This is a genomic window from Flavobacterium sp. KH_001 (genome assembly GCF_057840745.1).
In genome coordinates, this window is sequence record NZ_CM174520.1 from 3,808,439 (window position 1) to 3,822,726 (window position 14,288).

Genomic DNA, 14,288 nt, shown 5'->3' on the forward strand with positions numbered 1-14,288 from the left:
AAAAACAAATACACTTTAGTTCTTATAGAAACCGCCTCAATAGTTCTTTACTAAGAATGTTGAACCGTTTTTATAATAGTAAAAGTCCGTTTTGTTTTGATGTGTTTTTATACTCGAAAGCAGAACATGAAAAACTAGAGATAGTATTTGCCAATATCAGGGTTTGAATTTTAGATTTAGCACCGTTTACTAAATTTAAAAATTACAACTTAAAATATTGAAAAATAAATGAATACAAAATATTCCGATCTAATTAATCAGACTTACTACTTTCCACAAGAGGAATTTAAATTAAACAAAGACAACCTACAGTTTCACAATATCGATTTGATGAAATTGGTTGAGCAATACGGTACCCCTTTAAAATTTACCTACTTACCACAGATTTCTGAAAACATTAATAAGGCAAAAGCCTGGTTCAGAAAATCAATGGAAAAAAACAAGTACGAAGCAAAGTATTACTATTGCTATTGTACAAAAAGCTCTCATTTTGAATATATTATGAATGAGGCTTTTAAAAATAATATTCATGTTGAAACTTCATCTGCTTTTGATATCAATATTGTTGAAAATTTATTAGAAAACGGTAAAATCAACAAGAGTACGTATGTAATTTGTAATGGTTTTAAAAGAGACGAGTATATTACCAACATTGCAAGACTAATCAATAACGGACATAAAAACACTATTCCGATCATTGATAATTATGAAGAATTAGATTTGCTTCAGGCTGAAATAAAAGGTAAATTTAAAATCGGAATTCGTATTGCAGCTGAGGAAGAACCTAAATTTGAGTTTTATACATCAAGATTGGGTATTGGATACAAGAACATAGTTTCATTTTATAAAAAACAAATTCAGGAAAATGATAAATTAGAGCTTAAAATGCTTCACTTTTTTATCAATACCGGAATTAACGATACAGCATATTACTGGAATGAGTTGGTAAAATGTATTAAAGTATACATTGCACTTAAAAAGGAATGCCCTACTCTCGATGGCTTGAACATTGGAGGCGGTTTCCCGATTAAAAACTCTCTGGCATTTGAATATGATTACCAATATATGATTGATGAAATTATCAATCAGATTAAAATTGCATGCGATGAAGCCGAAGTTGATGTTCCAAATATTTTTACAGAATTTGGATCTTTTACAGTAGGTGAAAGCGGTGGCGCGATCTATCAGATTTTGTATCAAAAACAACAAAATGATAGAGAGAAATGGAACATGATTGATTCTTCATTCATTACCACTTTGCCAGATACTTGGGCTATAAACAAACGTTTTATTATGCTGGCGGTGAACCGCTGGAATGATACATACGAGCGGGTTTTATTAGGAGGATTGACTTGCGATAGTGACGACTATTACAATTCAGAACAAAATATGAACGCTATTTATTTGCCTAAATACAACAAAGAAAAGCCATTGTATATTGGTTTCTTTAATACGGGAGCGTATCAGGAAACAATTGGAGGATATGGAGGTCTACACCACTGTTTGATTCCACAGCCAAAACATATTTTAATTGATCGTGATGAAAATGGAATTATTGGAACTGAAGTTTTCTCTGAACAACAAACTTCTGACGATGTTTTAAAGATTTTAGGCTACACAAAAAAAGTATAAAAAAAAGCTTGCAAATTAAATGTTAATATCTATTAAATTATTAATTTGCAGTATCATCTAAAAGGTTAAACTTTTAATTCAAAAAAAAAACAAAAAAATGAAAGGACCAATCAGTCAGTTTATTGAAAAACATTATTTACACTTTAACTCTGCTGCTTTAGTTGATGCCGCAAAAGGATACGAACAACAACTGGCAAATGGTGCTAAAATGATGGTAAGTATGGCTGGCGCTATGAGTACAGCAGAAATTGGTAAAATTTTTGCCGAAATAATTAGACAAGATAAAGTACAAATTATTTCTTGTACTGGAGCCAATCTAGAAGAAGATATCATGAATTTAGTAGCACATTCTCACTACGAAAGAGTGCCACATTATCGTGATTTAACACCAGAAGACGAATGGGCTTTGCTTGAAAGAGGATTAAATCGTGTTACTGACACCTGCATTCCTGAGCATGAAGCATTTCGTCGTTTGCAAAAACACATTTACAAAATCTGGAAAGATGCTGATGATAAAGGAGAACGTTATTTTCCTCATGAATTCATGTACAAAATGTTGTTGTCTGGTGTATTAGAAGAATATTACGAGATAGATTTAAAAGATAGCTGGATGTACGCTGCTGCAGAGAAAAATTTACCAATTATCGTTCCGGGATGGGAAGATAGTACAATGGGAAATATCTTTGCTTCGTACGTGATTAAAGGCGATTTAAAAGCATCTACCATGAAATCTGGAATTGAATATATGACATTCCTTGCAGACTGGTATCCAAAAAATAGCGCTAACGGAATTGGATTCTTCCAAATTGGTGGTGGTATTGCTGGTGATTTCCCTATTTGTGTGGTACCAATGCTGTACCAGGATATGGAAATGCATGATATTCCATTCTGGAGTTATTTCTGTCAAATTTCAGATTCAACAACTAGTTATGGTTCTTACTCTGGGGCAGTTCCAAATGAGAAAATCACTTGGGGTAAATTAGATATCAAAACCCCAAAATTTATTATTGAGTCGGATGCAACAATCGTTGCTCCATTAATTTTTGCCTATTTATTAGATTTATAGTATATTTTTATGAAAAGAGTTATAGTAGACTACGCTAAACTTACCAATGAAATTTTGAATCTTTTGGTTGAAAAATTTCCTGATGGTTATGATGATTCGGATGTTATCCGTTTTAGAAATGCTAAAAACGAATTGATCGAAGCTGTTGAAGTTCGTACTGAAGACACTATTTATTTAGTAAAAATTAGTACTAAACTTGCTGATAGAATCGAAAACTACGATGAAGATGATGATATTGATCTTGACGTTGATACTATCGAGCCAGTAAAAGGTCTTGATCTTGATGATGATAGTGACGATGACGAAGAAGATGAAAAAGAAGACAAGCCAGATGTTGATGGTGGCGATGATGACGATGAAGATAGAGATCCGGATGATATTGCAGACGAAGATGATGAAGACGATGAAGATTAATTTATCTCTTTAAAAATAAATTAAAGGAACTCCTATTTGAGTTCCTTTTTTTATTAACCCAAATTAAACCTGATATTTTCTTTAGATAATAAATTTAATATAATTAAGTTTTTATAAGAAATTTCTTTAAATTTAGTATTTAAAAAAAATAACGCCAAATGAATACAGAACTACTACACGCCAAACTAAAAGAGAATTTTGGATTTGAAAAGTTTCGTCCAAATCAGGAAACGATAATCAATACTATACTCGGTGGTCAGGATACTTTGGCTATTATGCCAACCGGTGGAGGAAAATCAATATGTTTCCAATTGCCAGCTTTGGTTTTGCCTGGAATCACAATTGTTATTTCACCTTTGATAGCTTTGATGAAAGATCAGGTTGATAGTTTAAAAACTAACGGAATCAATGCTTGCTATATCAATAGCAGTCAATCATCTGAAGAGCAACAATTTTATATAGACAATCTAAAATCGAATAATTTTAAACTCGTTTATATTGCCCCGGAGAGCTTATCTTACTTGGATGTTATTTTTAATGAATTGACAATTAGCTTAATTGCTATTGATGAAGCGCATTGTATTTCGTCCTGGGGACATGATTTTAGACCTGCTTATACCAATTTGGGCTATCTGAAAAACCGCTTCCCTTCTACTCCAATCCTGGCACTGACCGCTACCGCAGATAAAGCAACCCGAACTGATATTACAAAACAACTGAACTTAAAAAATCCGAAAACTTTCGTTGCTTCATTTGACAGAAAGAATTTAAGTTTAGAAGTTCGTCCGGCGTTGGATCGAGTAAAACAAATTATTGATTTCGTAGAAAATAAACCAAACGAATCCGGAATAATATATTGTTTAAGTAGAAAAACAACCGAAGAATTGGCGCAAAAATTACAAAAAAGTGGTGTTTCAGCAAAAGCATATCACGCAGGTTTAGATAATAAACTTCGAGCGAAAACACAGGATGAATTTATAAATGACGACTGTCAGGTAGTTTGCGCGACTATTGCTTTCGGAATGGGTATTGACAAATCAAATGTACGCTGGGTCATTCACTACAATTTACCAAAAAATATTGAAGGTTATTATCAGGAAATTGGTCGCGCCGGTCGTGACGGCTTACCAGCAGAAACAGTTTTGTTTGAAAGTTATGCCGATGTAATTCAGTTGCAAAAATTTGCATCGGAAGGCTTGAACTCTGATGTTCAGCTGGCAAAGTTGGAAAGAATGAAACAGTATGCCGATGCATTGAGTTGCAGAAGAAAAATTCTGCTTTCCTATTTTGGCGAACTGGTAAAAGAGAATTGCGGTAACTGCGATATTTGCAACAATCCTCCAAAATTTTTCGATGGTACGATTCTCGCGCAAAAAGCATTGTCGGCCATTAGCCGTTTACAGGAATCTGAACCATTAGCTGTGATTGTTGATTTTTTAAGAGGCTCAAAAAACGCGTATATCTACGAAAAAAATTATCAAAGCTTAAAAACGTACGGAATTGGTGCTGATATTTCATGGTACGATTGGAACCAATATTTAATTCAGTTAATTAATTTAGGACATTGTGAAATTGCCTTTCATCAACATAACAAAATTTTACTAACACCTTTTGCAAAAAAAGTTCTATTTGAAGGAGAAAAAGTAAAACTGACAACTGTTGTTAAAAAAGTAATTGATAAAAACGAAATCAAAGAGACAAAACCTAAAGCGGCTAAAAATTCTCTTTTTGAAATACTTCGAAAACTGCGTTATGAGATTGCAAAGGATGAAGATGTTCCCGCCTATGTAATTTTTAGCGACGCTGCTTTAAGGCAAATGGAAACTTTGCGACCTATGAGTGATGAAGAATTCCTTGCAGTTGAGGGAGTTGGTAAAGCTAAACTTGAAAAATACGGTTCAGAATTTATTGATGCAATTACTTATTATGAAAAAGTAAAAAAAGCAAATACAAAAGTTAAAAAAGAAGGTAACACCTATAAAACAACTTTAGCACTTTTTAATGAAGGGAATAGTATTGAGGAAATTGCAGGAAAACGTAATTTAGGTCAAAGTACTATTATCTCCCATTTAGCGAAACTATATGTAGATGGTGCAGATATTGATTTAAGTCCGTTTGTTACGGATGATGAAGTTAAGCAATTGCACAAAGCACAAGTGGAATTAGAATATCCTACAGCATTAAAACCTTATTACGACCATTTTGAAGAAAAATTATCTTATGATAAGATACGCTTTGGTCTAGCTATTGTTGAAAGAAATAAATAGCCTTTTGTTAAAATAAAAATCCTGTGAAGTAAATTCACAGGATTTTTTTATAGTTTAGAGAGAGGATTTATAAATATCTCTCCTGAAAAACATTTTGATGATGTTTTTGATGTCCGATAATGACAAAGCCCAAAGCACGAACAGAAATTTGAATATTTGAAGCTGTTCCAATTCTTTTTAGTTGTTCTTCGGATAAACTTTTATAAAATAGTAAATTTGAATGTCTTAACGCTGAAAGCTCAGTTAATAAATCCTGAATACTTCTGTTGTTTGAATCCGTACTATTTGCATAATCATCTTCTTCAAAACTTGCTAAAGGTGTTTTGTCATTTCTTGAAAAACGTAAAGCACGGTATGCAAAAATACGTTCGCAATCTATTATATGCTGAATGATATCTTTGATAGTCCACTTCCCTTCTGCGTATCGATAATCAAATTTATCCATTGGAATGTTTTGTACAAACCTGATAAAATCATGAAGCGAAATTTCTAATTCCTCAATCAAATTTACATTTCCTGCTTCTCTAATATAAGTTGCAAATCCACCTGAATATTCATTTTCTGATAATTGACTTGAATTCATTTTTATTGTTTTTTATAAAATAAATTTAAATTTTCTAATCTTAAGCAGAGTTACGACTCGCGTTAGTATTTCCGAAAAGAGATCTTGTTACGATTTTTTCATAAACTTTAATAAGCTCTTCGTTAGCACTTTTATCATTATTCAATTCGTTAATTCTTAATAAAGCATATTGTTGTATTGTTAACAATGGCAATACAATACGCTCTCTTATTTGAATTGAAGCTATACCATCAGGATAATTCTCCATTAAGGTTTTATGACCCGCTATTTTAAGTAAAAGACGTTTTGTTTCTGAAAACTCATCGTAGATAATTTGCCAGAATTCGCCAAACTCAGGATCATTTCGCATGTATGCTGTTAATGGTAAAAATGATTTTGCCAATGACATCATACTATTCTCCAAAAGTGTTTTAAAGAACAATGAATTATGATACAAATCACTTACTTTATCCCATTGGTCACTTTCTTCAAAATATTTCAAAGCAGAACCTACTCCAAAAAATCCGGGTACATTTTGTTTTAACTGGCTCCATGAACCTACGAAAGGAATTGCTCTCAAGTCTGCAAAGTCTAATGATTCCGATTTACTTCTTTTTGAAGGACGGCTTCCAATGTTCGTTTTAGAATAGTATTTTAAAGTACTCATCTTTTCTAAATACGGAATGAATTTAGGATGATTTTTAAAACTTAGATATTTATCATACCCTAAACCAGCCAATTGAGTCAAAATTTGGGTTTCCTCAACGGTTAACTCATTATCTTCTTTGCTGAAAACCTGATTGGTAACACCCGCACTTAATAAGTTTTCGATATTATAACGACAAGAATCTAATGTTCCAAAGTTTGAACTGATTGTTTGTCCCTGAACAGTAATCTGAATCTCGTTGTTTTCAATTTTCGGTCCTAAAGAAGCATAAAATTTATGTGTTTTTCCACCGCCACGAGCCGGAGGCCCACCACGTCCATCAAAAAATATAGCGTGAATACCATATTTTCTCGAGATTTCAGTCAATGAAATTTTAGCCTGATAAATACTCCAGTTCGCCATTAGATAACCACCATCTTTGGTTCCGTCAGAGAAACCAAGCATAATAGTTTGTTTGTTTCCTCTTGCTTGTAAATGCTTAGAATATTCAGGATTAGTATACAACTGCTCCATAATTTCGTGTGCATTTTGTAAATCGTCAACCGATTCAAATAACGGAATGATATCTACTGTAGGATTTTCCCAATTATTCAAACGAATCATAGCGAAAGTTTCCATTACGTTCAATGCACTTTCGTTATTACTAATAATATATCGGTTAGCTCCAAATTCACCGTTGCGCTCCTGAATAGTTTTAATAGCTTGTACTGATTCTAATGTTGATCTTGTAATTTCATCATTAAAATCAGCTGGATTTAATTGTCCTTTAACTTTAGATAAAACATCTAATTTTTCACTTTCAGCTAATTCAAAGTAGTTTTCCGGGAAAATTTTTGAATCCGAATTTAAATAGTGATTCACCACATCTTTAAAAACGGCGTCATGAATTTTACTATTCTGACGTATATCTAAAGTTGCAAAATGAAATCCGAATAAATTGATTTTTACCAAAAACGCTTCCAATTCGTCAAGATATAACGACTGGTGTTTTTCGATAATAATCGTTCTAATTTTATTTAATTGCGCTAGTAATTCTTCTAAAGTGATATAAATTTCACCTTTAGAATAAAAAACAGAACGGTAAAGTTTATGTTCAAGTTCAGCAACCAAAGTGTCTACGCCTGAGAAAGTTAATTTTCTTTTTAAGTTTCTCATTTCAACATAATAACACTTTAAAATAGAAGTACGCAGACGTTCAGCTACTTTCAAAGTAATTTCAGTTGTAACAAAAGGATTTCCGTCACGGTCACCTCCTGGCCAGAAACCAAGTTTGATTAATTGATTTTTAATAGCATTTCCATGAAGTATGTTTTTCTGTAAATAGTGAACAATTTCTCCCGAAGTTGCATAAAACACATTCTCTAAATACCAGATCAAACTCACCGCTTCATCGTATGGATTTGGTTTTTCGTTCTGAATAAAAGGTGTTTTTCCAAGCTGCGCTAATAACTGTTTTATTTTCAGTAAATCATTTAAACGAATAGCATCCGTTAAATCATTGATAATTCCCAAAACAGGCCCAGGGTAAAATTGTGTTGGATGTGCCGTTAAAACGGTTCTGACATTAAAGCTTTCAAGAAATTCGATTAGTTCCTCGTTTTTCTCTTTAGCATCTGTCTTTTCTTTGATATCACGTAAAGATCCGCGCCCTTCCATATTATTAACGGCTGGAAAAGCAGCATCTTCAATAGCATCAAACAATACAATTTGACGTTCTATATATTGAATAAACCGAAACATTAAGTCGATTTTTTCTTTTTCAGAAGCATTATTCAGGTATTTGTTTGAGAAGAAATCAAAAATTTCTTTTGGTGTTTCCTGTTTTCTAAAACCCGTTTCGCAAGTTTCTGTAAATAAAGGGAGTAAAACTCCAGTATTATCAATAGAATCAAAGGGTAATGTTATGAAAACACTATTATAAATGTGGTATTTTGAGAGAACATCTTGATTAAAACGTTCAATTTTTGGCAACGTGTACATAATCGTGTTGTAGTTGGTTGGTTAATTAGTCATAAAAAAACCCCAAGAATAAACTTGAGGTTATATTTTATAATATAGCATTCAAGAAAATATTACATATTTTTAAAAATAGTATGCATCAAACGCTTCTTATCGTTTATACTTTCTTCTAATGAAATCATAGTTTCTGTTCTGTAAACTCCTTCAATATCATCGATCATGAAGATAACTTCTTTCGCGTGTTTAGTGTCTTTTGCTCTAATTTTGCAAAAAATATTAAATTTTCCTGTAGTTACAGAAGCCACTGTTACGAATGGAATTTGATTGATTCGCTCTAATACAAATTTTGTTTGAGATGTATTATTAAGGAATACACCCACATAAGCAATAAATGAATACCCTAATTTATCGTAATCTAAGGCTAATGAAGACCCCATTATTATACCTGCGTCTTCCATCTTTTTTACTCTAACATGTACTGTTCCAGCAGATATCAATAGTTTTTTTGCAATGTCAGTAAACGGAACTCTCGTATTGTCTATTAACATATCTAAAATCTGGTGATCTACTTCATCTAAACGAAATTTACTCATAATTCTTTAATTAATATTACTAATTGCTATTACAAAGTATAAAAATATATATAAAAAACAACAAATTCACATAAAAATTAACTTTTTATCAATCCGTTAACAAATTTAACATTTTTATTTAAATAAAAATCTGCTTTTTCGTTCACTTTCGGAAAACTATTATGATTATCGGAATAAAATGCTCCCTGAGCGTCATATTCGTAATGTCCAAAATAATTTTCTAATTCACCTACTTCTGCGATGTAGGCGTTAAAGTGAATCTTATTTTCAATCAATTCTTCTTTGTATTGTGCGACAAAATTCGTAATAATTTCGATACCATCATAATTTATTTTGATGTTTTTATACATAAAATCATAAAAAACCACTTTATTTTGTGAAATATTCAAATAATCACTAATTCTATTATCAACTAAATCGTTTTCGGAAAGCACTTCAAAACTTGAAATAAGTGAGAAAAATAGGAACTTTCGGGTGATTTCACGCTCATAATCATTAGGAAAATGACCTGCTTCAAACAAAATTGTAGGCACTCCTAAAAATTGAAAAGTATCTCCTATACAGTTGATATTGAACGAATCATCAAAACGTCCAACTTGTCCAGGAATATATTGTTGTAATGTATCGTTAATTCCTGCAATTACATTTATAGCTTTTAACCTGTTTTCGTTTATTTCTCTTTCTTCATTATAAGATGGCGCTAAAAAAGAAACTGTTGCCGGCTTACCCGTATTACCTGCTCCAAAAATAGTACGCTGATCATGAAGATTAAAACAATAATGTGGCTTAAATGCTTCAAAAACGTCTCTAAGTACATTGCTTTCTGGCTGAGTCAGATTTTGAGAATCTCGGTTTAAATCAATTTTATTAGCATTTTCACGAGTATATAATGCAGCTCCATCAGGATTTAGTATTGGAATAGCATAGAAAGTAAATTTTGCAAGCAATTTATTTGCTAAATCTGAACCGCTATTCAATACGTTAATAAAGTCAAAAAGAGCTTTAGTCGTGGTACTTTCATTACCATGCATTTGAGACCACAGATAAATACGAGTTTCTCCTGTACCAATTTGGTAACTGTATATAGGTTTATCTAAAACCGATTTACCAATAATCTGTACTTGATTATTAGTATTTAATTTGTCTAATAAAGGTTGAATATGATCTAATGTCAAGTAACGCCCTTCAATAGATTGTTCTTTGTGCAGTCTAAATAATTCTTCTAAATTCATTGTCTTTTGATTAGTTTACAAAAGTAAACATCTTTATTTTTACAATTGTAAACGCGGAAAAAATAAGATAATTTATAATTGTAAACAAGATTTAAACCATTAATTACCTCACTATCCAATTAACAGTTAACATTTGTTATTATCTTATGATATACTACCGTATGTATTATATTTCAATAAGTTAACTAATCTTATATAAAGTTATAGTTGGTTGTTTTATAGCTGATATAAAAGATTTACAACTGTAAAATTGCTTTATTAACCCCTTTTAGTTACATTTGTAAATAGGACTTTTTAAAATGATAATTTACAATGGTAAACATCGATGATTTTGTAAAACGGCTTGAAATTATATTGGATTATTATGCTCTAAATGCCTCTTCTTTTGCCGATAAAATTGGGGTGCAACGTTCTAGTATGTCTCACCTTCTTTCAGGCAGAAATAAGCCTAGTTTAGATTTTGTGATGAAAATTTTGGACGTTTTTCCAGACATAGATATTTACTGGATATTAAAGGGAAAGGGAAGTTTTCCTAAAGTAGAAGATCAAAGTCTTAATGCAAATAACGAAATAGTTTCAGAAATTGTAAAACCTCTCACCCCTATTTCATCTTCTGAAGATTTTATTGGTGGAGATTTATTTTCTGAAATCAATTATAAGGAAGAAACAAAAACAGAAACAACAAATGCTATCGAATTTAAAAACTCAAATTTCATTTCGGAAGAAGGCGAAATTGAGAAAATTGTCTTTTTTTATAAAAACGGGACATTTAAGGTATATATCCCGTAATTCTAAATTTTCGCGTATTTAAAAAATTTTAAAATTATTTTTAGTTTAAGCGATTCTCACGCAACCGAAAAAATATTCAAAATTTACAATTTAAATCCGTCTTGGGGAATCTTGCCTAAAACATGTTCATAATGTTTTTTCAAAATTTGTAAATCGGCTTCATAATCTCCTGTCGGATAAAACGGCTTTCCTAAATTAACTTCTTTTTTACCCCAATCAAAAGCCACAGGAATAATTGGCACTTTTGCTTTAAACGCGATATAATAAAAACCAGTTTTAATTTCTTTTACTTTTTTGCGGGTTCCTTCAGGTGCCACTGCTAAACGAAAAACTTCTTTTCGCTCAAAGATGGCCGCAATCGAATCAACCTTATTCAATCCGCCAGAACGATCTAAGGGTTCACCGCCTACACTTCTGAAATAATATCCGAAAGGAAATTTAAATAATTCTTTCTTTCCAACCCAGTTCATTTCCAGTCCTGAAATTCCACGGGTAAAAATTCCTAAATAAAAATCATGATTACTTGTATGTGGCATCACCATCATCACGCATTTTTTCACTTCCGCATTTTCAATCCCTCTTATTTTCCAGCCCATTAGCTTAAAAAAGATGAATTTGTACAATTGTTTCTTCATTAAAATTTATTATTTCATGCAAAATAAAAGATTTAAAATGGTATTTTTGAGTAAACGCTTTACAAATGATCCAAAAAATTTTTAGTTATCTGATTCCAATCAAAGTTTTCAAGAAAAAATCGGCAAGAAGCAAAACGATCGAAGTAACCTGGACAAATGGCGAATTAGTTTTAGACTCTGAAAATACAAATTATTCGTACGGAAGTTTACAGCGTATATTAAGGTACGGATTACGGAACATTGGTTACAAAGCCATTCTTGATATGGATCATATTTTGTTACTGGGAGTTGCTGGCGGAAGTGTTGTAAAAACGCTGGTTGATGAAATTGAATATAAAGGTAAAATTACCGGTGTCGAAATTGATTCAGACATTATTCAGATTGCAAATGAATATTTTAACCTGAATCAGATCAAACAGCTTGAAATTATAATTGACGACGCTTTCGAATTTGTTTTAAAAACAAAAGATCAATACAATCTTATTATTATTGATATTTTTGAAGATACTAAAATGCCTAATTTTTTGTTTGAACGTTTTTTTAGTGAACGGGTTTGTTCGCTTTTAAAAAATCAGGGGTTTGTACTTTTTAACACAATGATTCTCGATGAAGCACATAATGTCAGAAATCGGAAGTATATTGCAGAAATAAATCCTAAACAATTTTCTTCTAAAATGCTGCCCCGCATTGAAGATCATAATGAACTAATAATAATTGAAAAAGTTGCCTAAATTTTACCTTTTATGAAAACCCTAGTTTCTATTTTAAAAGCCATCCCACCTACTAAAATTATTGATGCGAGTATTGATTTTTCAGATTATATCCCTTTAGATTTATCCATTACGAATAAAGAATTAATGGAAAGCAAACCAGAAAATGCTACTGAATTCGAAGATTTTATTTCTAAATATCTAAAAGCTAACAATGCTGAAGTAGCTTTTGGCGGTTATATAGAAGGACGAACATTATATAAAAGAAGTACAATATTTAAAAATGATTCTGTTCCGGAGCGCAATATACATATTGGTCTTGATTTATGGACCAAAGTCAATACCGCAGTTTTGGCACCGCTTGATGGGAAAGTGCATAGTTTTAAAAACAATGTTGGTTTGGGCGATTATGGACCAACGATCATTTTAGAACATGAAATTGAAAATGAAAAATTTTATACTTTATACGGACATTTATCGTTAGAAAGTATAAAAGATCTAAGCGTTGGGAAGCAATTTAAGAGAGGAGAACAAATTGCAACTCTTGGAAGTGCAGCTGTTAACGGAGATTATGCACCCCATGTGCATTTTCAGATTATACAGGATATTGAAGATTACTGGGGAGATTATCCCGGCGTTTGCAACAGTAATGATTTGAATTTCTACATCGAAAATTGCCCCGACCCTAACTTATTATTAAAAATAACATAAATAGTTATGAAGAAAGCAGTATTGATTATATGTTTGTTGTTGTTAATTGGATGTAAATCTAAAACTGTAACCCGGGACACCGAAGATTTAAAAATAAAACAAGTTCCAACTGCCGAAGTTAATGCTAATCAGCAAAAGAAAGCATATGATTTAGGTAAGCGTGTTTTAGAAACGTGTAACACGTCAAAATTTAAACCTTTTAACGAAACGGAAGTTACAAAGTCGGTTATGGAAAACACAACCGAAGAACGATTGACCAAAACCTGTCAAAGATTTAGACAATATTATGGAAATTTTATTGACTTGAAATTAGACGGTGTGTACAGAACTAAACAAGAAGTCATTTACCGCTATCATGCGTTATATACCAAAAAAGTAGCCAACAAAGAGTTACGCGTTTTTGTGAATGAAGACAATTTAGTTTCTGCAATTAAATCAATGGATTGGGACGAAAAATTTGATTCTAAAATAGAAGGACAATAAACTATAACTATGAAATTTAAAACACCTTTTTTAATCTTACTGTTACTATCAACTTTTGCAAATGCTCAGGAAACAATGACTGTAAAAGGCTCTAAGGCTTATCCGGCAACTCAAAGTTATACGTTTATCTGTGAAAAGTATGCTTTTTCAGGAGAGGCAAATGTTCAGGTTGCGAAGACAGAGAAAGGTGGAATCTTAAAATTATCAATTGCTACTGCCAATGCTGAAGCAAGAATTGCAGGCGGTGTTTATGTTGATCTGGCCAATGGAGATGTTATTGCCTGCGTTGACAAAAATGTAAAAGAAACTGTCGAGGGCAAAACTACTTCTTATTATTACTTCACTCCCGCCGAAATGATTAAACTCAAAAAAGCTGACATTCAGGGAATCAGATTTATTATAGCTGGAAACTCAAAATCTTTCGGAAATCAAACGGGTTATTTTACTGCCGTTAACAAAATCGCTTACTTTTCTACAGGATACGATAAATCAAAAAAAACGTTTGATACAGCAATTGCAATTAGTACATTATAAATAAAATATTTTGTATAATTAATCTTATATTTAT

Annotated in this window: 14 protein-coding genes; 9 read left to right on the forward strand and 5 right to left on the reverse strand. The window is 31.9% G+C overall.

Annotated elements, in window-relative coordinates; genetic code table 11:
- The first annotated feature begins 228 nt into the window (after positions 1-228).
- The 4 genes from AC3ITQ_RS16560 to recQ all read left to right on the forward strand — a co-directional run bounded on the left by AC3ITQ_RS16560 (position 229) and on the right by recQ (position 5,379).
- On the forward strand, positions 229-1,632 hold the full coding sequence (locus AC3ITQ_RS16560) for a type III PLP-dependent enzyme domain-containing protein (protein ID WP_026985070.1): 1,404 nt from the start codon (positions 229-231) through the stop codon (positions 1,630-1,632).
- Between the two features lie 97 nt (positions 1,633-1,729).
- Complete coding sequence (locus AC3ITQ_RS16565) at positions 1,730-2,698, forward strand: deoxyhypusine synthase family protein (protein WP_194658961.1); 969 nt, start codon at positions 1,730-1,732, stop codon at positions 2,696-2,698.
- A 9-nt stretch (positions 2,699-2,707) separates the two neighbouring features.
- A complete protein-coding gene (locus AC3ITQ_RS16570) occupies positions 2,708-3,112 on the forward strand; it encodes a DNA primase (RefSeq protein WP_489235251.1) in 405 nt (134 codons plus the stop codon).
- A 158-nt stretch (positions 3,113-3,270) separates the two neighbouring features.
- Positions 3,271-5,379, forward strand: a complete 2,109-nt coding sequence (recQ, locus tag AC3ITQ_RS16575) for a DNA helicase RecQ (RefSeq protein ID WP_489235252.1) — start codon at positions 3,271-3,273, stop codon at positions 5,377-5,379.
- A gap of 67 nt (positions 5,380-5,446) precedes the next feature.
- Here recQ and AC3ITQ_RS16580 read toward each other — a convergent pair whose 3' ends face one another.
- The 4 genes from AC3ITQ_RS16580 to AC3ITQ_RS16595 all read right to left on the reverse strand — a co-directional run bounded on the left by AC3ITQ_RS16580 (position 5,447) and on the right by AC3ITQ_RS16595 (position 10,392).
- On the reverse strand, positions 5,447-5,962 hold the full coding sequence (locus AC3ITQ_RS16580) for a DinB family protein (protein ID WP_489235253.1): 516 nt from the start codon (positions 5,960-5,962) through the stop codon (positions 5,447-5,449).
- Positions 5,963-6,002: 40 nt separating this feature from the next.
- Positions 6,003-8,588, reverse strand: a complete 2,586-nt coding sequence (locus tag AC3ITQ_RS16585; RefSeq protein WP_489235254.1) for a phosphoenolpyruvate carboxylase — start codon at positions 8,586-8,588, stop codon at positions 6,003-6,005.
- 92 nt (positions 8,589-8,680) lie between these two features.
- Positions 8,681-9,160: an Lrp/AsnC family transcriptional regulator gene (locus AC3ITQ_RS16590; protein WP_007805990.1), complete on the reverse strand. Its 480-nt coding sequence runs from the start codon at positions 9,158-9,160 to the stop codon at positions 8,681-8,683.
- 77 nt (positions 9,161-9,237) lie between these two features.
- Complete coding sequence (locus tag AC3ITQ_RS16595) at positions 9,238-10,392, reverse strand: M14 family metallopeptidase (RefSeq protein WP_489235255.1); 1,155 nt, start codon at positions 10,390-10,392, stop codon at positions 9,238-9,240.
- 312 nt (positions 10,393-10,704) lie between these two features.
- On the opposite strand from AC3ITQ_RS16595, the gene AC3ITQ_RS16600 reads away from it, so the two are divergent.
- Entirely contained in the window at positions 10,705-11,181 is a 477-nt protein-coding gene (locus tag AC3ITQ_RS16600; RefSeq protein ID WP_489235256.1) for a helix-turn-helix transcriptional regulator, read from the forward strand.
- 83 nt (positions 11,182-11,264) lie between these two features.
- Here the strand turns inward: AC3ITQ_RS16600 and AC3ITQ_RS16605 are convergent, their stop codons facing one another.
- Positions 11,265-11,816, reverse strand: coding sequence for a 1-acyl-sn-glycerol-3-phosphate acyltransferase (locus tag AC3ITQ_RS16605; RefSeq protein ID WP_489235257.1), 552 nt, complete (start codon positions 11,814-11,816; stop codon positions 11,265-11,267).
- A 65-nt stretch (positions 11,817-11,881) separates the two neighbouring features.
- Between AC3ITQ_RS16605 and AC3ITQ_RS16610 the strand changes: the two genes are divergently transcribed.
- The 4 genes from AC3ITQ_RS16610 to AC3ITQ_RS16625 are packed head-to-tail and all read left to right on the forward strand — an operon-like array spanning position 11,882 to position 14,254.
- Positions 11,882-12,547: a spermidine synthase gene (locus tag AC3ITQ_RS16610; RefSeq protein ID WP_489235258.1), complete on the forward strand. Its 666-nt coding sequence runs from the start codon at positions 11,882-11,884 to the stop codon at positions 12,545-12,547.
- Between the two features lie 12 nt (positions 12,548-12,559).
- On the forward strand, positions 12,560-13,237 hold the full coding sequence (locus AC3ITQ_RS16615; protein WP_489235259.1) for a peptidoglycan DD-metalloendopeptidase family protein: 678 nt from the start codon (positions 12,560-12,562) through the stop codon (positions 13,235-13,237).
- 6 nt (positions 13,238-13,243) lie between these two features.
- Positions 13,244-13,720 carry a hypothetical protein gene (locus AC3ITQ_RS16620; RefSeq protein ID WP_489235260.1) on the forward strand — a complete coding sequence of 159 codons (477 nt, stop codon included), beginning with the start codon at positions 13,244-13,246 and terminating at the stop codon, positions 13,718-13,720.
- Positions 13,721-13,729: 9 nt separating this feature from the next.
- The gene (locus AC3ITQ_RS16625; RefSeq protein WP_489235261.1) at positions 13,730-14,254 is read left to right on the forward strand and encodes a hypothetical protein; all 525 of its coding nucleotides are present in this window, start codon (positions 13,730-13,732) and stop codon (positions 14,252-14,254) included.
- Positions 14,255-14,288: the final 34 nt, after the last annotated feature.